Consider the following 23,806-nt stretch of genomic DNA (forward strand, 5'->3'; position numbering starts at 1 on the left):
CTCTCTAATTCTTCGCAACGGCGGGTTGGGCCGTCGTCGGTGCAATCGGTTCCCGCCAACCAACGGCAAGTCCGTTGGAATAACGCAGATCAATGCGGGCGATAGTGGTGATCTGGTCTTTGAGTGTCTTGTCGTAAATGGCAATGAAACGGCGCATCTTCTCCACCAGATGGTCGCGCCCCAACAGCAGCTCGATACCGGGCCCGGCGCTGCTCGCACCGGTAGTCAGGAACCAGCTGCCCCGCTCGCGCAGCTCCAGGCGAGCGATGGAAAAGCCCAGGGGGCGCAGCATCTGGCTCAATACCTGATACTGCTGCATGACTTGTTGCTGAGCACGCTGCGGCCCAGCCAGCTGCGGCAGGTGCTCGTAGTTGGCCAGTTCGCGCGGGGTGAAGGCCTGGCCCTGGTTGTTGAGCAAGGCTTCGTCGCCCCAGCGCGCCACCGGCAGCTGTTCTTCCAGGCGGATCACCACCTCGTCAGGCCACACCCGGCGCACTTCGGCGTGAGCGATCCATGGCATCTGCTCGAGCTCCGCACGCATCGCCGGCAGGTCGACGCTGAAGAAGCTCGCCGCCACGTACGGTGCGATGCGCTGCTGCACCGACTGCTGGCTGATGTAGCTGAGGTCGCCCTGCACGTCGATCTTGGTGATCGGCCGATCGGCATACGGCATCAGGCGAATGGCGCCCTCATAGGCACCAAAGCCGGCCGCCACCAGCAGCACCGGCCACAGCAGGCGCTTGAGGCCTCCCAGGCTTGGCCGCGGCAGGCGCGCCGATACGGGCTCGTCGGCCACCAGCCGGCTGGCACCACGCGGCACCGGCTTGCTACGGCCGGTAACGGGTTGCTGCTGACGTATCATCGCGCCTTGCACGGTTGTTAACCTCGCGTCGTCACGCTTTCAGCCAGGATTGCCAGCACCAGTTGCTGGAAGTCCAGGCCGGCCGCGCGGGCCGCCATTGGCACCAGGCTATGATCAGTCATGCCCGGTGCGGTGTTGACTTCGAGCAGCCAGAACCGGCCCTGCTCGTCCTGCATCACGTCCAGCCGCCCCCAGCCTTCGATGCCGATGGCATCACAGGCACGTGCAGTCAGGTCGATCAGTTCCTGTTCCTTGACGCTATCCAGGCCGCACGGGATGCGGTACTGGGTATCGTTGGCGATGTACTTGGCGTCGTAGTCGTAGAACACGTGCGGCGTACCCAGGGCGATCGGCGGCAGCACCTGGCCGCGCAAGACCGCGATGGTGAACTCCGGGCCGTGGATCCACTGCTCCACCAGTACCTGGGAATCGTATTTGGCGGCGTCCTGCCAGGCGGCGACCAGTTCCTGGGCGCTGTTCACCTTGGCCATGCCGATACTAGAGCCTTCATGGGCGGGTTTGACGATAAGCGGGAAGCCCAGTTCCGTACTGGCCAACAAACAATCGCTTTCGCTCGCCAACACCGCGTGACGCGGGGTCGGAATGCCCAGGCTCTGCCACACCTGCTTGGTGCGCAGCTTGTCCATGGCCAGCGCCGAGGCAAGGATGCCGCTGCCGGTGTAGGGGATGCCCAGGCACTCCAGCAGGCCTTGCATGCTGCCGTCTTCACCGCCACGGCCGTGCAGGATGATGAACGCACGGTCGATCTTCTCGCGTTGCAGGCGCTCGAGCAGGTCATCTCCCACGTCGATGGCAACGACGTCGACACCGGCCGTGGTCAGCGCGTGGATCACCGCTGCGCCGGACTTCAGCGACACTTCACGCTCGGCGCTCTTGCCACCATACAGCACGGCAACACGGCCGAACGCCTTGACGTCCAGGGTCGAGTGCAGCTTTTCGTAGGCGCTGGTCATTTCGACTTCTCCTGCTTGGCGCCTGCGAACAGCGGGCTTTTCATCAACTGTGGGGCCAGGCCTCCGACATCACCGGCACCCTGGCAGATGAGGATGTCGCCAGCGCGCAGCAGTGGTTTGACCAGCGGCGCGAGTTCTGCGCCACGCTCGATGTAGATCGGGTCCAGTTTGCCGCGCTGACGGATGCTGTGGCACAGCTGACGGCTGTCGGCTCCAGGGATTGGCTCTTCGCCGGCCGGGTAGACTTCCATCAGCAGCAGCACGTTGGCATCGCCCAGCACCTGCACGAAATCGTCGTACAGGTCGCGGGTGCGGCTGTAGCGGTGCGGCTGGTAAACGATCACCAGGCGGCGGCTAGGCCAGCCACCACGCACGGCTTTGATCACTGCAGCTACTTCGGTCGGGTGATGGCCGTAGTCGTCCACCAGCATCACGCTACCGCCTTCGACCGGCAGTTCGCCGTATACCTGGAAGCGTCGGCCGACCCCCTGGAAGCCTGACAGGCCCTGGATGATGGCCTCGTCAGTGATGCCTTCGTCAGTGGCAATGGCAATGGTGGCCAGGGCGTTGAGCACGTTGTGGTTGCCAGGCATGTTCACTGACACGTCCAACGGCTCGCAGTCACGGCGCAGCACGGTGAAGTGGGTCTGCATGCCCTGCTGGCGCACGTTGATGGCGCGGATGTCTGCCTCTTCGCTGAAGCCATAAGTCACGGTCGGGCGCTTCACCTGCGGCAGGATTTCGCGCACCACCGGGTCGTCCAGGCACATCACCGCCAGGCCGTAGAACGGCAGGTTGTGCAGGAACTCGACGAAGGTTTTCTTCAGTTTGTTGAAGTCACCTTCGTAGGTCGCCATGTGATCGGCGTCGATGTTGGTGACCACGGCCACCATCGGCTGCAGGTGCAGGAAGCTGGCATCGCTTTCGTCTGCTTCGGCGATCAGGTAGCGGCTGGTGCCCAGCTGGGCATTGGTACCGGCAGCGGTCAGGCGGCCACCGATGACAAAGGTCGGGTCCAGGCCACCGGCAGCGAACACCGAGGCCAGCAGGCTGGTGGTAGTGGTCTTGCCGTGGGTACCGGCAACCGCCACGCCGTGACGGTAGCGCATCAGCTCGGCGAGCATCTCGGCACGCGGCACCACCGGAATGCGTCGCTCAAGGGCGGTAGCCACTTCCGGGTTGGCCGGGTTGATGGCACTGGACACGACCAGCACATCAGCGGTGGCGGCGTTCTCGGCGCGGTGGCCGACGAAGATCTCGGCACCGAACGATTCCAGGCGCTCGGTCACCGGCGACGCTTTCAGGTCCGAACCGGACACTTCATAGCCCAGGTTCAGCAACACTTCGGCAATACCGCACATGCCCACGCCGCCGATACCGACAAAGTGAATACGGCGGATACGGCCCATCTTGGGCTGGGGCATGGCTTTCTGGCTCTCAACCATGGGCCACCTCCAGGCAGATATCGACCACGGTGCTGGTTGCAGCAGGTTTGGCCAGGCGCCGTGCGGTGCCTGCCATTACGGTGAGTTTCTCGGGTTGCATCAGCACCTCGTTCAGGCGTTCAGCGAGCTGCGCTGCGCCAGTTGTCGCTTGTGGCATCAGGAAGGCAGCGCCTTCACGGGCCAGATATTGGGCGTTGTGGGTCTGGTGATCGTCGATGGCGTGGGGCAATGGCACCAGCAGCGAAGGCAGGCCCGCTGCCGCCAGCTCGCTAACGGTCAGGGCACCGGCCCGGCACACCACCATGTCGGCCCAGCCATAGGCTTGGGCCATGTCCTTGATGAAGGGCTCTACCTGAGCCTCGACGCCCGCCTCGTGATAACGCTCGGCGGTGATTGGCGCGTGTTGCTTGCCGGCCTGGTGGAACACCTCTGGCCGCAGCGCAGCAGGGACTTCGGACAGGGCCTTAGGCAACAATTTGTTCAAGGGTTCCGCACCCAGGCTGCCACCGAGCACCAGCAGGCGCGCTCGGCGCTGGGCCAGGGGCGCGCGTTGTGCATCCATGAACAGCTCCGGGCGCACCGGGTTGCCGGTGGTACGACGCTTGTCGCTCGCCTCGAAGGTGTTCGGGAAAGCTTCGCAGACCCGCGCAGACAGTGGCACCAGCAACCGATTGGCGGTACCGGCACGGGCGTTCTGCTCGTGGATCACCAATGGCACGCCGCACAGCCGCGCGGCCACACCGCCGGGGCCAGTCACATAACCGCCAAAGCCCAGTACGCATACCGGCTTGAGCTGGCGAATGATGCGTCGCGCCTGCAGTACCGCCTTGATCAGGGTGAACGGCGCCTTGAGCAACGACAGCTTGCCTTTGCCGCGCAGGCCGCTGACCTGGATCAGGTGCAGCGGCAGGCCAGCCTGGGGCACCAGCTCGTTTTCGATGCCACGCGGCGTGCCCAGCCAGTGCACGGTAAAACCACGCGCCTGGAACTCCCGGGCGCAGGCCAGGGCCGGGAATACATGCCCCCCGGTGCCGCCCGCCATGATCAATATGTTTTTGCCGTCAGCGGCCATGACTGGTCTCCTCGGCAAAATCGCTTTCGCTGAACTCGTGTTCTTCGCTACCCAGGTGCGTGCGGCTCTCCCACTCGATACGCAGCAACAGGCCCACGCAGGCGCAACAGATCACCAGTGAGCTGCCCCCGTAGCTGAGGAACGGCAGCGTCAGGCCCTTGGTTGGCAGCAGGCCGACGTTCACCCCGATGTTGATCAGGAACTGGCCGATCCACAGGAACGCCAGGCCGAAGGCCACATAGGCGGCGAAGAACTGCTTGGCCTTCTCGGCCCACAGACCGATGTACAGGGCACGCACGGTCACGAACACGAACAGTGCAATGGTCAGCAGCGAGCCGACCACGCCCAGTTCTTCGGCCAGTACCGAGAACACAAAGTCGGTGTGTGCTTCGGGCAGGTAGAACTGCTTCTGCACGCTATTGCCCAGGCCAACACCCAGCCACTCGCCGCGGCCGAAGGCGATCAGTGCCTGGGTCAGCTGGTAGCCCGAGCCGAACTGGTCGGACCACGGGTCGGTAAAGGTGATAAGCCGCGCCATCCGGTAGGGCTGCGCCTGTACCAGCACGAACACCGCCAGTACCGCCAACACCACCATGAGGCTGAAGCGGAACAACCCAACCCCGCCGAGGAACAGCATGGCCGCCGCCGCGCCCATCATCACCACGGTGGCACCGAAGTCCGGCTCCATCAGCAACAGGGCCGCCATGGGCAGCAGCACGATGAACGGCTTGAAGAAGCCCATCCAGGTTTCGCGCACCTCGGTCTGCCGGCGCACCAGGTAACCCGCCAGGTAGACGACCACGAACACCTTGGCGATTTCCGAAGGCTGGACGTTGAAGAAGCTGAAGCCGATCCAGCGCATGGAACCGTTCACTTCACGGCCGATACCCGGCACCAGCACCAGTACCAGCAGCCCGAAAGCGCCTAGCAGCATCATGAAGCCCATGCGCTGCCAGGTGGCGATCGGCACCAGCATGGTCGCGCCACAGGCAACCAGGCCCAGGAACACATACACCAAGTGGCGGAACATGTGGTAAAGCGGGTTGCCCGACTGCACCGCAGCCACTTCCGAGGAGGCCGAGGTGATCATCACCAGGCCAAGGCCCAGCAAGGCCAGGCAGCCTGCGAGCATCGGGAAGTCCAGGTCGATGCCACGACCGCTGATCAGCGGCGACGGGTAGGGCTTGAAGATGCCGAAGATCATGCAAGGCCTCCCGCTGCCTGGGCAAACAGGCGCCCGCGCTCTTCAAAGTTCTTGAACATGTCGAGGCTGGCGCACGCCGGCGACAGCAACACCGCATCGCCCGCCTGGGCCAGCTCGGCACACTGCTGCACGGCGTCGTCCAGGGTCTTGACCCGCACCAGCGGCACGTCATCACCCAAGGCCTCGGCCAGGCGCTCGGCATCACGGCCAAGCAATACCACGGCGCGGCAGAAACGCTTGACTGGCTCGCGTAGCGCAGTGAAATCGGCACCTTTGCCATCGCCACCGGCGATCAGCACCAACTTGCCTTCGATATCGGCACCCAGGCCCTCGATGGCTGCCAGGGCCGCACCGACGTTGGTGGCCTTGGAATCGTCATACCAGTTCACGCCATTACGCTCACGTACCCACTGGCAACGGTGGGCCAGGCCACCGAATTCACGCAGGGCTTCGAGCATGGGCTCAAACGGCAGGCCGGCCGCATGCCCCAGGGCCAAGGCTGCCAGGGCGTTGCTTTGGTTATGGGCGCCACGCACCTTCAGCTCGCGTGCTGGCATCAGCGCCTGGAACTCGAACGCCAGGTATTTCTCACCGTCTGCTTCACGCAAGCCGAAGGCTTTGAAATCGGGCTGGTTGAGGCCGAATGTCCAGCATGGGCGGCCTTCCACAGGCAACGGTCGGCTCAGGGCATCCTGGCGGTTGACCACCACCTGGCGGGCACCGCGGAAGATCCGGTGTTTGGCCAGGTGGTAGGCCGGCAGGCCACTGTAGCGGTCCATGTGGTCTTCGCTGATGTTCAGCACAGTGGCCACTTCAGCATTGAGCTGGTCAGTGGTTTCCAGTTGGAAACTGGACAGCTCCAGCACGTACAGCTCGACGTCATCAGCCAGCAAGTCCAGCGCCGGGGTACCGAGGTTGCCGCCCACAGCCACACGTTTGCCTGCCTTGGCGGCCATTTCGCCGACCAGGGTGGTAACGGTGCTCTTGGCGTTGGAGCCGCTGATGGCAATGATCGGCGCCTTGGCGTGGTGGGCGAACAGCTCGATATCACCGGACAGCTTCACGCCACGCGCGGCGGCCTGCTGCAGGGCCGGGGTGGCCAAGGCCAGACCGGGGCTCACGTACAGCTCGTTGGCGCGGCACAGGAAGTCCACGTCCAGTTCACCACAGCGCACTTCCACCTGCGGGTAATCACGGCGCAGGGTGTCCAGTTCCGGCGGTTGCTCGCGGGTATCGGCGACCGCAAAGGCAATGCCCCGGCTCGCCAGGAAGCGAACCAGGGACATGCCGCTCTTGCCGAGGCCGACAACGATGCGGAATTGGTCGGAAGCGATCAAAGACACGCTCATCTACCTCAGTTTCAGGGTTGCAAGGCCGATCAGCACCAGAATCACGGTGATGATCCAGAAGCGGACGATCACCCGTGGCTCTGGCCAGCCCTTGAGTTCAAAGTGGTGGTGGATCGGCGCCATGCGGAACACGCGCTTGCCGGTCAGCTTGAAGGAGGCGACCTGGATCACCACCGACAGGGTTTCCACCACGAAGATGCCGCCCATGATGAACAGCACGATTTCCTGGCGGACGATCACGGCGATGGTGCCCAGCGCGGCGCCCAGCGCCAGCGCGCCGACGTCACCCATGAAGACTTGTGCCGGGTAGGTGTTGAACCACAGGAAGCCCAGGCCGGCGCCGATCAGCGCGCCGCAGAACACGATCAGCTCACCCGAGCCCGGCACGTAGGGGATCAGCAGGTATTCGGCGAACTTCACGTTACCCGACAGGTAGCAGAAGATGCCCAGGGCGCCGCCCACCATCACCGTCGGCATGATTGCCAGGCCGTCTAGGCCATCGGTAAGGTTGACCGCGTTGCTGGAGCCGACGATGACGAAGTAGGTCAGCACGACGAAGCCAATGCCCAGCGGGATAGTGACATCCTTGATAAACGGCAGGATCAGCGTGGTCTCGACGCTGGTCGGCGCCGTCTTGTACAGGAACACGGCCGCAGCCAGCCCGAACACCGACTGCCAGAAGTACTTCCAGCGGCTTGGCAGGCCACGGGAGTTCTTTTCGATCACCTTGCGGTAGTCGTCAACCCAGCCGATCGCACCGAATGCCAAGGTCACGATCAGCACCACCCACACGTAGCGGTTGGACAGATCAGCCCACAGCAGGGTGCTGATGGCGATGGCCGACAGGATCAGTGCGCCACCCATGGTCGGGGTGCCGGACTTGGACAGGTGCGATTGCGGGCCGTCGTTACGCACGGCCTGGCCGATCTGGCGAATTTGCAGGGTACGGATCATCCACGGCCCCAGCCACAGCGCCAGGGACAACGCGGTCAGTACACCAAGAATCCCGCGCAGGGACAGGTACTGGAAGACCGCGAAGCCTTTGTGGAACTGTTGCAGATACTCGGCCAACAGCAGCAGCATTAATGTTTCTCCCCGCTGGCACCGCACAATGCCGCCACGACGTTTTCCATCGCAGCGCTGCGCGAGCCCTTGATCAAGATAGTGGTGTCGCTGGCATTTTCAGCGCGAACAGCGTCGATCAGCTCAGCTTGAGTAGCGAAATGATGGCCATTGGCGCCGAACGCCGTGACCGCATGCATCATGTTGGAACCCACTGCGTACAGGGCGTCGACCTTGCCACGCGCGTAGTCACCCACCTGACGGTGGCCTTCTTGCGCCCATTGCCCCAATTCGCCGATATCCCCAAGCACCAGGACGGTGCGTCCGGAAAAGCCGGCGAGTATATCAATGGCCGCGCACATGGAGGTGGGATTTGCGTTGTAACTGTCGTCGATCACCCGCACACCGTTCGGCGCGACCTGCGCCACGGTGCGGCCCTTGACCGGCTGCACGGCAGCCAGGCCGGCGGCAATGCCGTTCAGGCTCAGACCAACGGCATGGGCGGCAGCGGCGGCAGCCAGGGCGTTGCTGACGTTATGGGTACCCAGAAGGTTCAGCTGTACCTGCACGCTGCCATCAGGCCCGTGCAGGGTGAACGACGGGCAGCCACGCGCGTCGCGACCAATGTCGCTGGCGTGGAAATCGGCCTGCGGGTTATCCAGTGCAAACGTGAAGATGCGGTGGTTGCCGGCACGTTTGCGCCAGATTTCGAACGCCTTGTCGGCCAGGTTGAGGATGGCGACACCGCCCTCACCCAGGCCTTCGAGAATTTCGCCTTTGGCTTCGACGATCTTCTCGGGCCCACCGAATTCGCCAACGTGGGCGGTACCTGCGTTATTGATGATGACCACCTGAGGGTTGGTCAGGCCGACGGTGTAGCGGATTTCACCGATGCGCGACGCACCCAGCTCGATCACTGCAGCGCTGTGCTCCGGAGCGATTTCCAGCAGGGTCAGCGGCGCGCCAAGGTCGTTGTTCAGGTTGCCGCGGGTGGCATGCACCAGGCCGCGGGTGCGCAGGATGCTGGCAAGCATCTCCTTGACCGTGGTCTTGCCACTGGAACCGGTAATCGCCACCACGGGCTTGTCGAACGCGGCGCGATTCAGGGCGCCGAGCTGACCAAGCGCTACCCGGCAATCCTTGACCCGCAACTGCGGCAGGTCGACACCGGCCACCTCACGCTCGACCAGGGCGGCGACTGCGCCTTTGGCTTTGACATCAGCCAGGTAGTCATGGCCATCGAAACGCGGGCCGGCCAAGGCGACGAACAGCTGCCCGGCGCTGACACTGCGGCTGTCGATGCTGACACCGGTGAAAGTGGCGTCGGTACCGACTTGTTGACCACTCAGTGCTGTGGTCAGCTGGCTGAGTGTCATCGGCTTAAGCATGTGGAGCCTCCCAGGCTGCAAGGGCCTTCTCGGCTTCGGTCAGGTCGGAGAAGCCATGGCGCTCGCCATTGATCTCCTGATAATCCTCATGCCCCTTGCCCGCCAGCACGATCACGTCGTTGGCAGCGGCTGAGGCGATCAGGTGCGCAATGGCTTCGCCACGGCCGGCGACGAACTCGACGTCTTCAGGCTTGGTGAAGCCGGGACGGATGTCGTCGAAGATGCGCAGCGGGTCTTCCGTGCGCGGGTTGTCGTCGGTGACCAGCACACGGTCGGCCAGGCGCTCGGCCACTTCAGCCATCAATGGGCGCTTGCCGCGATCACGGTCGCCGCCGCAGCCAAACAGGCACAACAGTTGGCCGTGGGCATGCGGGCGCAGGGCTTCAAGCACTTTTTCCAGGGCATCCGGGGTGTGCGCGTAGTCGACCACCACCAGTGGTTTTTGACCGCCACCCAGGCGCTGCATGCGGCCCACAGGCCCTTGCAGGCGCGGGGTGACCTCAAGGATTTCGTCCAGCGCGTAATCCAGCGCCAGCAGGGTTGCCACGGCGGCCAGCATGTTGCTCAGGTTGAAGCGGCCCAGCAGCTGGCTGCGCAGGGTGCGCTCACCCTGAGCAGTCACCAGCGTGGCTCGCACGCCATCGTCACTGAACACGGCCTCGCGGCAGAACAGCGAGGCGTCGGGGTTTTCCAGGCTATAGCTGAGCAGCCGGGTCTCGACCAGGTCGACACTCGGGCGGCGAGCAAAGTCTTCGGCCAGGCGACGACCAAAGTCGTCATCCAGGTTGACCACCTGGCAACGCAGGTTTGGCCAGGCGAACAGCTTGGCCTTGGCCGCCTCATACGCCTGCATGCTGCCGTGGTAATCCAGGTGATCACGGGACAGGTTGGTCATGACCGCGATGTCGAACGCCAACGCAGCGACACGCCCTTGCTCCAGGGCGTGAGAGGAAACCTCCATGGCCACGGCCTTGGCGCCCTGCTTTTTCAGGTCGTAAAGGGTGGACTGTACGGCAATCGGGTCTGGCGTGGTCAGGCGACCACTTTGCAGTTCACCGTAAAAGCCGGTCCCCAAAGTGCCAATAAGGCCGCAGCGCTGGCCGAGCACATCAAGCGCCTGGGCCACCAATTGAGTAACGCTGGTCTTGCCGTTGGTACCGGTCACACCCACCAGGTTCAGCTGGCGGCTGGGCTCACCATAGAAGCGCCCGGCGATGTCCGAGAGTTGGGCGATCAGGCCCTTGACCGGAATCAGCGGCACATCGGTCAGCGGCAGCACGTTGGCGCCCTGCTCTTCATAGGCCACGGCGGCAGCGCCACGGGCCAAGGCATCGGCGATATGTTCGCGGCCATCAACCTTGGCGCCCGGCACGGCCAGGAACAGATCGCCGGGGCGTACATTGCGGCTGTCCAGGGTCAGTTCACGAATCAGCGGGTCACGGCTGGCGTGAGCGAAAAGCTTGCTCAATGGCATTGTCATCATCCACGCCCTCCCTTGGCGGCTGCTGCATTGACTTGCGACTGTTCGGCGGGTGCCGGTGGCGGCAGGTTGTCTGGCGGTACGTTCATCAAACGCAGGGTGCCGGACATGACCTTGCTGAATACCGGCGCCGAAACCAGGCCACCGAAGTAACCACCCTTGCCCGGCTCGTCGATGACCACGACGATGGCGTAGCGCGGGTCGCTCATTGGCCCGAAGCCGGCGAACAGCGAACGGTAGGCGTTTTCGGTGTACCCCTTGGACCCCACCGTGGCTTTACGCGCTGTGCCGGACTTGCCGGCCACGTGATAGAACGGCACCTGGGCACGGAACACACCACGCGGTGCTTCAATCACCTGCTGCAGCATGCCCTGAACGGTTTCGGCGGTTTCCTTCGGAATGGCTTGCACAGCTTCCGGAGCCTTGTCGACCTTGATGATCGACAGCGGCACCATCTTGCCGTCGTTGGCCAGCGCCGCGTAGGCATGCACCAGCTGCAGGGCGGTCACCGACAGGCCATAGCCATAGGAAAGGGTCGCGGTTTCAGCCTTGCGCCACTCGCGGTGGTTGGGCAGGTTGCCGACACGCTCACCCGGGAAGCCAAGGCCGGTGTACTGGCCCAGGCCGACCTGGGACATGACGCGGTAGATGGCCTCGCCACCAATGTCGAAGGCGATCTTGCTCATGCCGACGTTACTGGAGTTGATCAGGATGCCGGTCAGGTCGAGGATCGGGCCCTCGCTGCGCGACACGTCCTTGATGGTGTAGCGGCCGATCTGCAAGCTGCCCGGGTAAACCTCGACCTTGTCGGTCGGCTTCCAGCGGCCGCTTTGCAGTGCCGCACTCATGGAAATCGGCTTGACCGTGGAACCGGGCTCGAACACGTCGATGATTGCCCGGTTGCGCATCGCTGCCGGGAACATGCTGCGGCGGTTGTTCGGGTTGTAGGTTGGCTGGTTGACCATGGCCAGGACTTCACCAGTCTTGACGTCCATGATCACCAGGCTGCCGGCCTTGGCGTCCTGCTCGGCAATGGCGTTGCGCAGCTCGCGGGTAGCCAGGTACTGCAGGCGCAGGTCTATCGACAACGCCAAGGTCTTGCCGGCCTTGGCGTTCTTGGTTACCTGGATGTCCTTGATAAGCCGGCCACGCCGGTCCTTGATCACCTGCCGCTTGCCGGGCACGCCGGCCAGCCACTCGTCATAGGCCAGTTCCACCCCTTCGCGACCGTGGTCGTCGAGGTCGGTGAAGCCGACCATGTGCGCGGTGACATCGCCGGCCGGATAGAAGCGGCGGAATTCTTCCAGGCCGTACACACCAGGCACTTTCAGGTCGAGCACGTGCTGGCCCTGCTCCGGGGTCAGGCCGCGGACCAGGTAGATGAACTCTTTGCTGGCCTGCTGGGTCAGGCGCTCGACCAGTTGCTGCGGGTTTTGCCCCAGCGCTGCGGCCAGCTGTGGCCAGCGGTCTTTGGACGCCTGCATTTCCTTGGGGTTGGCCCACAGGGTGGTGACCGGGGTACTCACAGCCAATGGCTCACCGTTGCGGTCGGTGATCAGGCCACGGTGCGCAGGGATAGGGATGTGACGCAAACTGCGCGCATCGCCCTGCCCCTTGAGGAAGTCACGGTCGACCACTTGCAGGTCGATGATGCGCCAGCAGATAGCGCCGACCATGATTGCCAGCAAGCCGATCACCACGCGGAAGCGCCACGGGTAGAGTGCGCCTTCGAGCTTCATCATGGCGCCACCATCCGCACTTCGTCAGCCGCAGGCACGCGCATTTTCAACTGCTCGGAAGCCAGGTTTTCGATACGGCTGGCGGCGGTCCAGGTGCTCTGTTCCAGAATCAGCCGGCCCCACTCGGCCTGGGCCTTGTCACGCTCATTCAACTCGCCGTAAAGGGTATTGAGCAACTGACGGTTCCAGTGCGCGCTGTAGGACACGGCGACGGCCGAAACCAGCACGCCGATAAACAGCAGAAGCATCAGGAAGCTTCCGCCTGGCAAAGGCTTGGCAAAGAGCCTGCTCACCGCAGTTTCTCCGCCACACGCATCACGGCGCTACGCGAGCGTGGGTTGGCCTTGAGCTCGGCTTCGGAGGCGAACTGGGCCTTGCCGATGAGCTTGATTTTCGGCTCGAAGACTTTGTGCTGTACCGGCAGGTTGCGTGGCAGGTTGTCGGCCTCGCCCTTGACCAGCTTGCGCATGAACAGCTTGACGATACGGTCCTCAAGGGAGTGGAAACTGATCACTGCCAGGCGGCCACCGACCTCGAGTGCATCCAGCGCGGCCTCCAGGCCAGCCTCCAGGTCACCCAGCTCGTTGTTGACATGGATCCGCAGCCCCTGGAAGGCACGGGTAGCCGGGTTCTTGCCTTTTTCCCAGGCCGGGTTGGCAACCTTCAGCACTTCCGCCAGGTCGGCAGTGCGGGTGAACGGCTCCTTTTCGCGGCGCTCGACCACGGCACGCGCCATGCGGCCGGAGAAACGCTCTTCACCGTACTCTTTGAAGACACGGGCAATTTCTTCCACAGGCGCAGTGGCGATGAACTCGGCGGCACTGATGCCCTGATCCGGGTTCATGCGCATGTCCAGCGGGCCATCATTGAGGAAACTGAAGCCACGCTCTGGGTCATCCAGTTGCGGCGAGGACACGCCCAGGTCCAGCAGTACACCGCTGACCTTTCCGTGCAGGCCGCGTTCGGCCACTTCTGCACCCAGCTCGGCAAAGCTGCGCTGCACAATGACAAAGCGGCCGTCTTCGGCCGCCAGCGCTTGCCCCGTGGCAATCGCCTGTGGATCTTTGTCGAAGCCCAGCAGCCGCCCTTGCGGCCCGAGCTTGCTGAGAATCAGCCGGCTGTGTCCGCCACGGCCGAAGGTGCCGTCCAGATAGCAACCGTCGGCGCGCAGGGCCAATGCCTCGACAGCTTCGTCGAGCAGGACGGTAATGTGGTTGAAGCCGCTATCTATGGTCACAGGATCAGGTCACGCAATTCGTCGGGCATGGCGCCCGGTTGTTGAATAGCTGCAAGGTCGGCTGCCGAAACCGTGTTCCAGGCATCTTCATCCCACAGCTGGAATTTGTTCAGTTGCCCCACCAGCATCGCCTTCTTGTCGAGCTTGGCGTACTCACGCAGGCGGGGCGGCACCAGGAAACGCCCACTGCCATCGAGCTCCAGGTCAACCGCATTACCGATCAGCAAACGCTGCAGACGGCGGTTTTCCTCACGCAACGATGGCAAGGCTCGCAACTTGGCCTCTATCTGTTCCCACTCATCGAGGGGGTATACGCACAAGCAGGGGTCAACGGCGTCAATGGTCACGATCAGCTGGCCATTGCAACGCGAATCCAGCTCGTCACGGTACCGACTCGGCATGGCGAGACGTCCCTTGGCATCGAGGCTGACGGCGTTGGCTCCGCGGAACACGGCTGTGATTCCCCACAATGTTAGCTTTTTTGTGCCAGAAAACCCACTTCATCCCACTTTCTGCCACTTGCGCACACTATAGGAATCCGCCCGCAGCACCGTCAAGGCGCGTTCATAAGGAAAAGCCTTACAGGACCGAGATTTAGCGCGATAAGGGAATGTGGAAGCACTACCGAGGAAGAGAAAACACGAGAAAAATCAAACCCACGCAAGCAAATGGAGTTCGAACTTAAAGTGATTTATCAAGAGTAAGATTTTTTCGGTATTACCAGAGAGGATCTGCTATCGAATCAAGCAGGGGAGGAAAAGGTGGAGAGTCGATCTGTAAGCCGGGTTTTGTCGAGGACAGTCATTCCTCTACGACGGCCATCACTGGACGCCTCTAGCAACCTACCCGGTTCCGACGCGGGCCACGCCTGATGGAACCCTATTTGGTCTTGCTCCGAGTGGGGTTTACCTAGCCACGAACTGTTGCCAGACGTGCGGTGCGCTCTTACCGCACCTTTTCACCCTTACCGGCACCGAAGTGCTTAGGCGGTTATTTTCTGTGGCACTTTCCGTAGGCTCGCGCCTCCCAGGCGTTACCTGGCACTCTGCCCTATGGAGCCCGGACTTTCCTCCCCCTGCTGCTCACACAACAAAAAGTTGCGGAACAAAAACAGGCAGCGACTGTCCGATCGACTCTCCGCCGCCAAGGTTACCGGCACGCGCGCACAAGAACAAGCAATACCGGCAATTATATCAAACTGCCACTATTCGGTTTTCTGCTTTTCCAGCGCAAGTTGATACAACAGGTTCTTGCGCACACCGGTAATTTCCGCCGCCAGCGCCGCAGCCCGCTTCAGTGGCAGCTCGGCCAACAGCAGGTCGAGTACTCGCTGGGCCTCGGTACTGATGGCCTGCTCGCCCTCCGGCGCGCTCCAGCCGCCAACCAGTACCACGCACTCACCGCGCTGCTGGTTGCTGTCGCCGGCAACGAACGCGCGCAGCTCGGCCAGCGGCAGGCCCTTCAGGGTCTCGAAGGTCTTGGTCAGCTCGCGCGCCAGCAGTGCCGGGCGTTCGCCACCAAAAACCAGCTCCATGTCTTCGAGGCATTCGAGGATACGGTGCGGGGCCTCATAGAAAATCAGCGTACGCGGCTCTTCCTTCACCTGCTCGAGGCGCGCCCGGCGCCCGGCCTGCTTGGCCGGCAGGAAGCCTTCGAAGATGAAGCGGTCCGACGGCAGGCCGGCCGCCGACAGTGCGGCGATCAAGGCGCAGGCGCCCGGCACCGGCACCACGCTCACCCCCGCAGCCCGCGCCTGGCGTACCAAGTGGTAGCCCGGGTCGGAAATCAGCGGCGTGCCGGCATCGGAAACCAGTGCCACGTTCTCGCCAGCCAGCAGCTTGGTGAGAAAACGCCCGCCCTCATCACGCTCATTGTGTTCATGACAGGCCGCCAGCGGTGTGTCGATGCCAAAGTGTTGCAGCAGGCGGATCGAATGGCGGGTGTCTTCGGCGGCGATCAGCGCCACATCCGCCAGCACCTTCAGCGCCCGGGCGCTCATGTCGTCGAGGTTGCCGATGGGGGTTGCCACCACATACAGCGTCCCCACCGTGGATTTCGAAGCCCCTGCCACATCAGTCACTGCGCACACCTGTCATTCGGATCAAAGGCGCCATTGTAGCCCGAGCGCCTGCAACAGGGCGCAAAGAACTTCGCCAGCGATCGGCGGCAGGCCACCTATAGTGAAGGATCAGCACAGCAACATCGCGCCCCGGCCAGTGCTTGGGTACAATTGCCGGCCAACTTGATCGAGTAACAGGACCTTTACATGATCGCTTGCCTGCGGCTGCTCACAGCCCTCTGCCTCGCTGCCCTGCTGGCAGCCTGCGCCAGCTCGCCCTCATCCAGCCTGGGCGAACTGCCACGCACCCCGGATGCCAGCATCGAGCAACTGCTCGAAAAAGCCGCTTCCAGCAAGTCAGCGGAAGATGCCGCCCTGCTGCGCCTGAGCGCGGCCGACCTGGCCTACAAGCAGAAGGACTTCCCACGCGCCGCACGCATTCTTGAGCAAGTCCCGCTGGACACACTCAAGCCGGCCCAGCAAGTGTTCGCCAGCACCCTCGCGGCCGAGCTGGCCATGAGCCGAAACCAGCCCAAGGCGGCCCTGACTGCCCTGGCTCACCCCAGCCTGCAACGTGTAGCCGAGCTGCCGGCGGAGCAGCAAGCGCGCACTTACAATGTGCACGCCGCCGCCCTTGAAGCCGACGGCCAGACCCTGGCTGCCGCGCAACAGCGCGTGCTGCTGGCCCCGCTGCTCAGCGGCCAGGCTGCCAGCGCCAACAATGACGCCATCTGGGCACTGGTCGCCTCGTTGCCGGCAGAGCAACTGCAGCAGCCAGCCAACGACCAGACCCTGGCCGGCTGGACCAGCCTCGCCTTCGCCGTGAAGAGCGCCGGCACCCTGGAGCAGCAGCAAGCGGCCATCGATACCTGGGTCAAACAGCACCCAGGCCACCCTGCCGCCCAGCAACTGCCGCTGGCGCTGACCAAGCTCAAGGAGCTGGCCAGCCAGCCACTGACCAAGATCGCCCTGCTGCTGCCCCAGGAAGGCCCGCTTGCCGGTGTTGCCCGCGCCCTGCGTGACGGTTTCATGGCCGCCCACTTCCAGGCCCAGCAAGCTGGCCAGCCAGCGCCTGCGGTGCAAGTGTTCGACAGCTCGCGCATCGGCTCGCTAGACGATTTCTATCGCCAGGCCCAGGCCGCCGGCGTGCAACTGGTCATCGGCCCGCTTGAAAAGCCACTGGTCAAACAACTGGCCGCCAAACCGCAACTGCCGATCACCACACTGGCCCTGAACTACGCCGACGCCGGCCAGAAGGCCCCGCCGCAACTGTTCCAGTTCGGCCTGGCTGCCGAAGATGAAGCACGCGAAGTCGCCCGCCGCGCTCGCGCCGACGGCATGGTCCGCGCCGTGGCCCTGGTGCCGAGTGGCGAATGGGGTGACCGCGTGCTGGCCGCCTTCCGCCAGGACTGGGAAGGCAATGGCGGCACCCTGCTCGCTGCCGAGCGCATTGCCCAGCCGGTTGCCCTCGCCCAACAGATCGCCGACCTGTTCCAGCTGCGCCAGAGCGAAGGCCGCGCCAAGAGCCTGCAAAGCACGGTAGGCGGCAGCATCGCCGCACAACCGTCGCGCCGCCAGGATATCGATTTCATCTTCCTGGCCTCGACCCCGCAACAGGCCCAGCAGATCAAGCCGACCCTGAACTTCCAGTACGCCGGTGACGTCCCGGTCTATGCCACCTCGAACCTGTACAGCGCCAGCGGCGACGTCAACCAGTACAATGACATGAACGGCATCCGCTTCTGCGAAACGCCGTGGCTGCTCGACACCAGCAACAGCCTGCGCCAGCAAGTGGTACAGCAGTGGCCGCAGGCCGCTGGCAGCCTTGGCCGCCTGTATGCCATGGGCGTCGATGCCTACAGCCTGGCGCCGCGCCTGGGCCAGCTGAAAGCGCTGCCGGACAACCGTGTCCAGGGCCTTTCGGGCAGCCTGAGCATCAACGCCAACCAGCGTATCGAGCGCCAGCTGCCATGGGCCGAGTTTGCCGGCGGCCAGGTCAAGCGCCTGCCTGACACCGCGCGCTGATGCCAACAGCGTCGCCCACAAGCGCCGGGCAAGCAGCAGAAACCCAAGCCCTTGAGTACCTTCAAGGGCAGGGCCTGCAGCTGCTGGCGCGTAACTGGCGATGCAAAGGCGGTGAGCTTGATCTGGTCATGCTTGACGCCGATACAGTAGTATTCGTCGAAGTCCGCTACCGGTTGCACGCGTGCTTCGGTGGCGCCCTCGCCAGCATCGACGGGCGCAAGCAGAAACGGTTGGTGCTCGCCGCCAGCCGGTACCTGCAGAAGGCGCCCCACTGGGGCAACCACCCCTGCCGCTTCGACGTAGTCGCCCTGCAGGGCAGCCACCATGCAGGCAGGCCGCTTCAATGGCTGAAAAACGCCTTCGAATGCTGAACCCACTTCGTTTTTTTTGCTCTATGTTTCGCGGGCTGGTCGTTGTTGCGCGTCGCAAAGGCCACCGCCCCACTTAAGGTCACCAGATGGACATGCAATCCCGAATTCGCCGGCTGTTCCAGGCCAGCATCGATACCAAGCAACAGGCAATGGACATCCTGGCACCGCACATCGAGCAGGCCAGCCTGGTCATGGTCAATGCGCTGCTCAACGAGGGCAAGATGCTCGCCTGTGGCAACGGCGGCTCGGCCGGTGATGCCCAGCACTTTTCGTCGGAACTGCTCAACCGTTTCGAGCGCGAGCGCCCGAGCCTGCCAGCCATCGCGCTGACCACCGACAGCTCGACCCTGACCTCGATCGCCAACGACTACAGCTACAACGAAGTCTTTTCCAAGCAGATTCGCGCCCTGGGCCAGCCCGGCGACGTTCTGCTGGCAATCTCCACCAGCGGCAATTCGGCCAACGTCATCCAGGCGATCCAGGCCGCACATGACCGCGAAATGATTGTCGTAGCATTGACCGGCCGCGACGGCGGCGGCATGGCTTCGCTGCTGCTGCCCGAAGACGTGGAAATCCGCGTACCTTCGACGGTTACCGCACGCATCCAGGAAGTCCACCTGCTGGCGATCCACTGCCTGTGCGATCTGATCGACAGCCAACTGTTCGGGAGTGAAGAATGACCCCTATGCGCCTCGGCCTGATGGCCCTGACTCTGTGCCTGAGCGTCACCGGTTGCAGCTCGGTACTTACTTCTACGCGCAATTCGCCGATCGAAGACGATCGCGGTACGCGCACCATTGGCAGCAAGATCGACGACTCGCTGATCGAAACCAAGGCCTCGGTGAACATTTCCAAGGCCAGCCCTGACCTGGACAAGGGCTCGCACATTGTTGTCAGCAGCTACAACGGCATCGTCCTGCTGGCCGGCCAGACCCCACGCGCCGACCTCAAGAGCCTCGCCGAGCAAACCGCCAGCCAGGTACAGCGCGTCAAGAAAGTGCACAACGAACTGCAGGTGATGCAACCCTCCTCCATCCTGGCACGCAACAACGACGCCTGGCTGACCACCAAGATCAAGACCCAGATGCTGGGTGACAGCGCCGTGCCAAGCTCGCGCATCAAGGTGATTACCGAAAACGGTATCGTCTATCTGCTCGGCCTGGTGACCCAACAGGAGGCCAATTCGGCCACCGCCGTGGTACAGAGCGTGTCGGGTGTGCAGAAGATCGTCAAGCTGTTCGAGTACATCGACTGATTCATTGCTGCCTGCACCGGCCTCTTCGCGGGTGAACCCGCGCCCACAGGGATCTCACAGCTTTCAAGCCTTGTGCATTCCTGTGGGAGCGGTTTTACCCGCGAAAGGGCCAGTACAAGCAACAACAATGCCCCACCTTTCAGAAACCCAGGAAACACCGCATGAAAAAGCTTCTGCTGCCTGCCCTGCTGATCGGCACCTTCGCCACCCTGGCCGGCTGCTCCACGCCAAGCCTGATCACCCTCAACGATGGCCGTGAAATCCAGGCTGTCGACGCACCGAAGTACGACCGCGATGCAGGCTTCTACGAGTTCCAGCAACTCGATGGCAAGCGCACCCGCATCAACAAGGACCAGGTACGCACTATCAGCGACCTGTAACCCGAAGTTGGCGGCAAAGAAAAAGGCGATCCAGTTGGATCGCCTTTTTTGTTACTTGACCACTTTCAGGCTTGGCCGACCACTTGGGCGCGGCGGCTGGCCACCCCCTTCCGGCGGGCCATCGTCGTCCGGCTGCACATCATCCTCTTCCAGCTCGTCGCCATCCATCGGCGACTCCAGCTCGAAGACCATGCCTTGGCCATTTTCACGGGCATAGATGCCCAGGATGGCGCCAACCGGCACGAACAGCGAATGGGCCACGCCACTGAAGCGGCCCTCGAAGCTGACTGCGTCGTTATCCATGTGCATGCTGCGCACGGCACTTGGCGAGATATTCAAGACGATCTGACCATCACTGGCGAAACCATCCGGCACCTGGACTTTCGGGTATTCGGCATTGACCAGCATGTGGGGCGTGCAATCGTTGTCGACGATCCACTCATACAGTGCTCGAACCAGATAGGGGCGACTGGAGTTCATCAACAGCTCCTTAAAGCTTGCGCATTTCACGTTCTACAGAGGACAGGCTCGCCAGGAAAGGCTCGCGAGCGAACTGCCGCTCCATGTAATCCAGCAGCGGCTTGGCTTGCCGCGGCAATTCGATACCCAACACCGGCAAACGCCAGAGTATGGGCAATAGACAGCAATCGACCAGGCTTTGCTCCTCACTCATGAAACAGGCGTACTCACCGAACAATGGTGAAACACCGGTCAGGCTTTCGCGCAGGGCCTTGCGTGCCTCGGCACGGGCGGCCTCGGTGCTGCGCGCGTCCAGCACGGTGTCGGCCAAGGCACACCAGTCGCGCTGGATGCGGTGCATCAGCAAACGGCTGTTACCCCGCGCAACCGGGTACACCGGCATCAGCGGTGGGTGCGGGTAACGCTCCTCGAGGTATTCCATCACCACGGTCGACTCATACAACGCCAGGTCACGGTCGACCAGGGTCGGCACACTGCCGTAAGGGTTCACCTCGGCCAGCCTGGCCGGCAGGCGACTGGGGTCGACATCGATGACCTGGACGCTGACACCCTTCTCGGCCAGCACAAGGCGTACCCGATGAGAATAATGATCAGCGGGATCGGAATAGCAGGCTAACCTGTTGGTTGCGCCCATGTAGCGGCTCCTCGCACGGGATGCTTGTGCAACTGTAAATGAAAACGCGCCCGGGGTACCCTGGCAAAACTGCCAGGGCGCCCCGGGCGCGTTCAACAACCAGAAACTACTGCGTGATCAGTGCACGTCCTTCCAGTATTCACGCTTGAGCAAGTAGGCGAATACGAAGAAGAAAGCCAGGTACAGCAACACGTAGGTACCAATGCGCTGGCTTTCCAGTTTGACCGGGTTGGCCGAATAGGCCAGGAAGGTCACCAGGTTCTTGACCTTCTCGTCGAACTGCTCGGTCGTCAGGGTACCGGAATTCGGCGTAATGGTCAGCTGGTCACAGGCTTCATGGGTGATCGGGCTGCCGGTCAACGGGTCAAATTGCTTCTTGCCATCGACCACGGTCTGCACCTGCTTGCAGCCAACCACCTGGTTACCCTGCAGGCCAACCAGCACGTTAGGCATGCCCACGTTCGGGAACACCTTGTTGTTCACCCCGTAAGGGCGCGACGGGTCTTCGTAGAAGCTGCGCAGGTAGCTGTACAGCCAGTCGGTACCCCGCACACGGGCGACCAGGGTCAGGTCGGGTGGCGCAGCGCCGAACCAGGTCTTTGCGTCGCTGGGCTTCATGCCGATCTGCATGTGGTCACCGATTTTGGCGCCGGTGAACACCAGCTTCTCGAGCATCAGCTCGTGAGGGATGCCCAGGTCATCAGCCACCCGCTCGTAACGCTGGAACTTGGCACTGTGGCAACCCATGCAATAGTTGGCAAAGGTGCGCGCACCGTCCTGCATGGCCGCCTTGTCGGTCAGGTCGATATCGACCTTGTCCAGCTCCAAGCCATGTTCGGCAGCGAAGGAAAAGGCAGGCATCACTGCCAGCAAAAATACTGCAATCAACTTTTTCATCAGCCAGTCACCCTTTCCGGAACCGGTTTGGTCTTCTCGAGCCTTGTGTAGAACGGCATCAGCAGGAAGTAGGCGAAGTACAACACCGTGCACACCTGCGACAGCAAGGTACGCCCAGGTGTCGGCGCCAGCACGCCCAGCACGCCGAGGATGACGAAGGCCACGCAGAACACCAGCAGGAAGAGCTTGCTGATCCAGCCCTTGTAACGCATGGAACGTACCGGGCTGCGGTCAAGCCAGGGCAGCACGAACAGCACAGCGATGGCCGCCCCCATGGCGATCACGCCCATCAGCTTGTCAGGCACCGCGCGCAAGATCGCGTAGAACGGTGTGAAGTACCACACCGGCGCGATGTGCTCGGGCGTCTTGAAGGCGTTGGCCTGCTCGAAGTTCGGTTTTTCCAGGAAGTAACCACCCATCTCCGGGAAGAAGAACACCACAGCGCAGAACACGAAGAGGAACACCACCACGCCAACGATATCCTTGACGGTGTAGTAAGGGTGGAACGGGATACCGTCCAGCGGAATGCCGTTTTCGTCCTTTTTCTTCTTGATGTCGACACCATCGGGGTTGTTCGAACCCACTTCGTGCAGAGCAAGAATGTGCAGCACCACCAGGCCGAGAATCACGATGGGCAGGGCGACCACATGCAGGGCGAAGAAGCGGTTCAGGGTGATGCCCGAAATCAGGTAGTCACCGCGGATCCACTGGGTGAGGTCGTCACCGATCACCGGGATGGCGCCGAACAGGGAGATGATTACCTGGGCACCCCAGTACGACATCTGGCCCCACGGCAGCAGGTAACCCATGAAGGCTTCCGCCATCAGCGCAAGGTAGATCAGCATGCCAAACAGCCAGACCAGCTCGCGTGGCTTCTGGTAGGAGCCGTAGAGCAGGCCGCGGAACATGTGCAGGTAGACCACGATGAAGAACGCCGACGCACCGGTGGAGTGCAGGTAGCGCAGGATCCAGCCGTATTCCACGTCACGCATGATGTACTCGACCGAAGCGAACGCCTCTTCCGCCGAGGGCGTGAAGCTCATGGTCAGCCACACACCGGTGACGATCTGGTTGACCAGTACCAGCAATGCCAGGGAGCCGAAGAAGTACAGGAAGTTGAAGTTCTTGGGCGCGTAATACTTGCTCAGGTGGTCTTCCCACATTTTTGTGGCGGGGAAGCGAGCATCAATCCAGTCCATGAACTTGCTCATCATGCGTTCTCCTGGTCGACGCCGATGACGATGATATCGTCCGACTCGTAAGAGTGCGGCGGCACTGGCAGGTTGAGAGGTGCCGGCTGCGACTTGTAGACACGGCCGGCCAGGTCGTAGTGGGAGCCGTGGCACGGGCAGAAATAGCCACCCACCCATTTCGGACCAAGGTCAGCAGGCGCAACTTCCGGGCGGAAGGTGGGCGAGCAGCCCAGGTGCGTGCACAGGCCGACGAGAATGAGGATTTCCGGCTTGATCGAGCGAACCTCAGGGTCGACGTAGGTCGGCTGCACCGAAGCCTTGGACTCTGGATCAGACAGGTCACCCGTAATTTTTTTCAGGTTGCCAAGGATTTCTTCCGTTCGGCGCACGATGAACACCGGCTGGCCACGCCACTCAGCCACCATCTGCTGCCCGGCCTCGACCTTGGCAATATTGACCTTCACCGGTGCACCCGCGGCTTTCGCCTTGGCACTGGGAAACCATGACCCCACGAACGGTACCGCAGCCCCCACTGCTCCCGCTGCCCCGACCACGGATGTCGCGGCTACGAGGAAGCGGCGCCGGCCTGCGTTGACGCCGTCATTGCTCATTCAGTCCTCTCCCATCAGCTTGCTTGGCCTGTTGAACCAGGCTCGTACTTAGGTTGTGTCAATGGCACTAAAATTTGGCAGCCATGGTA

24 protein-coding genes and 1 other RNA gene are annotated in these 23,806 nt (G+C 62.7%); 5 read left to right on the plus strand and 20 right to left on the minus strand.

Annotation, left to right across the window (positions count from 1 at the left end; genetic code table 11):
- Positions 1–4: 4 nt before the first annotated feature.
- The 15 genes from CKW35_RS12585 to rsmI form a co-directional block, all read right to left on the minus strand.
- A complete protein-coding gene (locus CKW35_RS12585; RefSeq protein ID WP_012274056.1) occupies positions 5–874 on the minus strand; it encodes a cell division protein FtsQ/DivIB in 870 nt (289 codons plus the stop codon).
- Positions 875–879: 5 nt separating this feature from the next.
- Entirely contained in the window at positions 880–1,836 is a 957-nt protein-coding gene (locus CKW35_RS12590; protein ID WP_016488960.1) for a D-alanine--D-alanine ligase, read from the minus strand.
- On the minus strand, positions 1,833–3,281 hold the full coding sequence (murC, locus tag CKW35_RS12595; protein WP_016488961.1) for a UDP-N-acetylmuramate--L-alanine ligase: 1,449 nt from the start codon (positions 3,279–3,281) through the stop codon (positions 1,833–1,835). The genes CKW35_RS12590 and murC overlap by 4 nt, the downstream gene beginning before the upstream one ends.
- Positions 3,274–4,353 carry an undecaprenyldiphospho-muramoylpentapeptide beta-N-acetylglucosaminyltransferase gene (gene murG / locus CKW35_RS12600; protein WP_016488962.1) on the minus strand — a complete coding sequence of 360 codons (1,080 nt, stop codon included), beginning with the start codon at positions 4,351–4,353 and terminating at the stop codon, positions 3,274–3,276. The genes murC and murG overlap by 8 nt, the downstream gene beginning before the upstream one ends.
- The gene (gene ftsW / locus CKW35_RS12605; protein WP_016488963.1) at positions 4,343–5,557 is read right to left on the minus strand and encodes a putative lipid II flippase FtsW; all 1,215 of its coding nucleotides are present in this window, start codon (positions 5,555–5,557) and stop codon (positions 4,343–4,345) included. The genes murG and ftsW overlap by 11 nt, the downstream gene beginning before the upstream one ends.
- Positions 5,554–6,900, minus strand: coding sequence for a UDP-N-acetylmuramoyl-L-alanine--D-glutamate ligase (gene murD, locus CKW35_RS12610; RefSeq protein WP_095116137.1), 1,347 nt, complete (start codon positions 6,898–6,900; stop codon positions 5,554–5,556). The genes ftsW and murD overlap by 4 nt, the downstream gene beginning before the upstream one ends.
- A 6-nt stretch (positions 6,901–6,906) precedes the next feature.
- The gene (mraY, locus tag CKW35_RS12615; protein WP_016488965.1) at positions 6,907–7,989 is read right to left on the minus strand and encodes a phospho-N-acetylmuramoyl-pentapeptide-transferase; all 1,083 of its coding nucleotides are present in this window, start codon (positions 7,987–7,989) and stop codon (positions 6,907–6,909) included.
- Entirely contained in the window at positions 7,989–9,356 is a 1,368-nt protein-coding gene (gene murF / locus CKW35_RS12620) for a UDP-N-acetylmuramoyl-tripeptide--D-alanyl-D-alanine ligase (protein ID WP_095116046.1), read from the minus strand. Before murF ends, mraY begins: the two co-directional genes overlap by 1 nt.
- Positions 9,349–10,839 carry a UDP-N-acetylmuramoyl-L-alanyl-D-glutamate--2,6-diaminopimelate ligase gene (locus CKW35_RS12625; RefSeq protein WP_016488967.1) on the minus strand — a complete coding sequence of 497 codons (1,491 nt, stop codon included), beginning with the start codon at positions 10,837–10,839 and terminating at the stop codon, positions 9,349–9,351. Before CKW35_RS12625 ends, murF begins: the two co-directional genes overlap by 8 nt.
- A complete protein-coding gene (locus CKW35_RS12630) occupies positions 10,836–12,575 on the minus strand; it encodes a penicillin-binding protein 2 (RefSeq protein WP_161775544.1) in 1,740 nt (579 codons plus the stop codon). Before CKW35_RS12630 ends, CKW35_RS12625 begins: the two co-directional genes overlap by 4 nt.
- Positions 12,575–12,868, minus strand: coding sequence for a cell division protein FtsL (gene ftsL / locus CKW35_RS12635; protein ID WP_016488969.1), 294 nt, complete (start codon positions 12,866–12,868; stop codon positions 12,575–12,577). Before ftsL ends, CKW35_RS12630 begins: the two co-directional genes overlap by 1 nt.
- Positions 12,865–13,812 (minus strand): 16S rRNA (cytosine(1402)-N(4))-methyltransferase RsmH, encoded by a 948-nt coding sequence (gene rsmH, locus CKW35_RS12640; RefSeq protein ID WP_016488970.1) that lies wholly within the window; start codon positions 13,810–13,812, stop codon positions 12,865–12,867. Before rsmH ends, ftsL begins: the two co-directional genes overlap by 4 nt.
- Complete coding sequence (mraZ, locus tag CKW35_RS12645) at positions 13,809–14,264, minus strand: division/cell wall cluster transcriptional repressor MraZ (RefSeq protein WP_019439042.1); 456 nt, start codon at positions 14,262–14,264, stop codon at positions 13,809–13,811. Before mraZ ends, rsmH begins: the two co-directional genes overlap by 4 nt.
- Positions 14,265–14,573: 309 nt before the next feature.
- An RNA gene (gene rnpB, locus CKW35_RS12650) (RNase P RNA component class A) lies at positions 14,574–14,949 on the minus strand.
- A 67-nt stretch (positions 14,950–15,016) separates the two neighbouring features.
- Positions 15,017–15,892 (minus strand): 16S rRNA (cytidine(1402)-2'-O)-methyltransferase, encoded by an 876-nt coding sequence (gene rsmI, locus CKW35_RS12655; protein ID WP_016488972.1) that lies wholly within the window; start codon positions 15,890–15,892, stop codon positions 15,017–15,019.
- Between the two features lie 186 nt (positions 15,893–16,078).
- Here rsmI and CKW35_RS12660 point away from each other — a divergent pair, with 186 nt between their 5' ends.
- From CKW35_RS12660 to CKW35_RS12680, 5 genes are all read left to right on the plus strand, one after another.
- Positions 16,079–17,896, plus strand: a complete 1,818-nt coding sequence (locus tag CKW35_RS12660; RefSeq protein WP_016488973.1) for a penicillin-binding protein activator — start codon at positions 16,079–16,081, stop codon at positions 17,894–17,896.
- A complete protein-coding gene (locus CKW35_RS12665) occupies positions 17,896–18,267 on the plus strand; it encodes a YraN family protein (RefSeq protein WP_016488974.1) in 372 nt (123 codons plus the stop codon). The genes CKW35_RS12660 and CKW35_RS12665 overlap by 1 nt, the downstream gene beginning before the upstream one ends.
- A gap of 86 nt (positions 18,268–18,353) precedes the next feature.
- On the plus strand, positions 18,354–18,947 hold the full coding sequence (locus CKW35_RS12670; protein ID WP_012274070.1) for a phosphoheptose isomerase: 594 nt from the start codon (positions 18,354–18,356) through the stop codon (positions 18,945–18,947).
- Complete coding sequence (locus CKW35_RS12675) at positions 18,944–19,522, plus strand: BON domain-containing protein (protein WP_095116048.1); 579 nt, start codon at positions 18,944–18,946, stop codon at positions 19,520–19,522. Before CKW35_RS12670 ends, CKW35_RS12675 begins: the two co-directional genes overlap by 4 nt.
- 161 nt (positions 19,523–19,683) lie before the next feature.
- Positions 19,684–19,902 carry a YgdI/YgdR family lipoprotein gene (locus tag CKW35_RS12680; protein WP_016488976.1) on the plus strand — a complete coding sequence of 73 codons (219 nt, stop codon included), beginning with the start codon at positions 19,684–19,686 and terminating at the stop codon, positions 19,900–19,902.
- 51 nt (positions 19,903–19,953) lie between these two features.
- On the opposite strand, the gene CKW35_RS12685 is transcribed toward CKW35_RS12680, so the two are convergent.
- From CKW35_RS12685 to petA, 5 genes are all read right to left on the minus strand, one after another.
- Positions 19,954–20,382: a ClpXP protease specificity-enhancing factor gene (locus tag CKW35_RS12685; RefSeq protein WP_060517470.1), complete on the minus strand. Its 429-nt coding sequence runs from the start codon at positions 20,380–20,382 to the stop codon at positions 19,954–19,956.
- Positions 20,383–20,392: 10 nt separating this feature from the next.
- A complete protein-coding gene (locus CKW35_RS12690; protein WP_016488978.1) occupies positions 20,393–21,016 on the minus strand; it encodes a glutathione S-transferase N-terminal domain-containing protein in 624 nt (207 codons plus the stop codon).
- 117 nt (positions 21,017–21,133) lie between these two features.
- Positions 21,134–21,913, minus strand: a complete 780-nt coding sequence (locus CKW35_RS12695) for a cytochrome c1 (RefSeq protein ID WP_016488979.1) — start codon at positions 21,911–21,913, stop codon at positions 21,134–21,136.
- Positions 21,913–23,124 carry a cytochrome bc complex cytochrome b subunit gene (locus CKW35_RS12700; RefSeq protein ID WP_024717460.1) on the minus strand — a complete coding sequence of 404 codons (1,212 nt, stop codon included), beginning with the start codon at positions 23,122–23,124 and terminating at the stop codon, positions 21,913–21,915. The genes CKW35_RS12695 and CKW35_RS12700 overlap by 1 nt, the downstream gene beginning before the upstream one ends.
- Positions 23,124–23,717: a ubiquinol-cytochrome c reductase iron-sulfur subunit gene (gene petA / locus CKW35_RS12705; protein ID WP_016488981.1), complete on the minus strand. Its 594-nt coding sequence runs from the start codon at positions 23,715–23,717 to the stop codon at positions 23,124–23,126. The genes CKW35_RS12700 and petA overlap by 1 nt, the downstream gene beginning before the upstream one ends.
- Between the last annotated feature and the right edge of the window lie 89 nt (positions 23,718–23,806).

Source organism: Pseudomonas sp. Irchel 3F3 (genome assembly GCF_900187545.1).
In the GTDB taxonomy this organism is placed as follows: Bacteria; Pseudomonadota; Gammaproteobacteria; order Pseudomonadales; family Pseudomonadaceae; genus Aquipseudomonas; species Aquipseudomonas fortuita.

Coding starts and splice junctions, on each gene's coding strand:
- petA (WP_016488981.1), bottom strand. CDS start 23,717: ATGAGCAATGACGGCGTCAACGCAGGCCGGCGCCGCTTCCTCGTAGCC.
- CKW35_RS12625 (WP_016488967.1), bottom strand. CDS start 10,839: ATGATGACAATGCCATTGAGCAAGCTTTTCGCTCACGCCAGCCGTGAC.
- CKW35_RS12670 (WP_012274070.1), top strand. CDS start 18,354: ATGGACATGCAATCCCGAATTCGCCGGCTGTTCCAGGCCAGCATCGAT.
- murC (WP_016488961.1), bottom strand. CDS start 3,281: ATGGTTGAGAGCCAGAAAGCCATGCCCCAGCCCAAGATGGGCCGTATC.
- CKW35_RS12690 (WP_016488978.1), bottom strand. CDS start 21,016: ATGGGCGCAACCAACAGGTTAGCCTGCTATTCCGATCCCGCTGATCAT.
- CKW35_RS12675 (WP_095116048.1), top strand. CDS start 18,944: ATGACCCCTATGCGCCTCGGCCTGATGGCCCTGACTCTGTGCCTGAGC.
- ftsW (WP_016488963.1), bottom strand. CDS start 5,557: ATGATCTTCGGCATCTTCAAGCCCTACCCGTCGCCGCTGATCAGCGGT.
- CKW35_RS12630 (WP_161775544.1), bottom strand. CDS start 12,575: ATGAAGCTCGAAGGCGCACTCTACCCGTGGCGCTTCCGCGTGGTGATC.
- CKW35_RS12680 (WP_016488976.1), top strand. CDS start 19,684: ATGAAAAAGCTTCTGCTGCCTGCCCTGCTGATCGGCACCTTCGCCACC.
- CKW35_RS12660 (WP_016488973.1), top strand. CDS start 16,079: ATGATCGCTTGCCTGCGGCTGCTCACAGCCCTCTGCCTCGCTGCCCTG.
- CKW35_RS12665 (WP_016488974.1), top strand. CDS start 17,896: ATGCCAACAGCGTCGCCCACAAGCGCCGGGCAAGCAGCAGAAACCCAA.
- murF (WP_095116046.1), bottom strand. CDS start 9,356: ATGCTTAAGCCGATGACACTCAGCCAGCTGACCACAGCACTGAGTGGT.
- CKW35_RS12700 (WP_024717460.1), bottom strand. CDS start 23,124: ATGAGCAAGTTCATGGACTGGATTGATGCTCGCTTCCCCGCCACAAAA.
- CKW35_RS12590 (WP_016488960.1), bottom strand. CDS start 1,836: ATGACCAGCGCCTACGAAAAGCTGCACTCGACCCTGGACGTCAAGGCG.
- mraY (WP_016488965.1), bottom strand. CDS start 7,989: ATGCTGCTGCTGTTGGCCGAGTATCTGCAACAGTTCCACAAAGGCTTC.
- CKW35_RS12685 (WP_060517470.1), bottom strand. CDS start 20,382: ATGAACTCCAGTCGCCCCTATCTGGTTCGAGCACTGTATGAGTGGATC.
- CKW35_RS12695 (WP_016488979.1), bottom strand. CDS start 21,913: ATGAAAAAGTTGATTGCAGTATTTTTGCTGGCAGTGATGCCTGCCTTT.
- murG (WP_016488962.1), bottom strand. CDS start 4,353: ATGGCCGCTGACGGCAAAAACATATTGATCATGGCGGGCGGCACCGGG.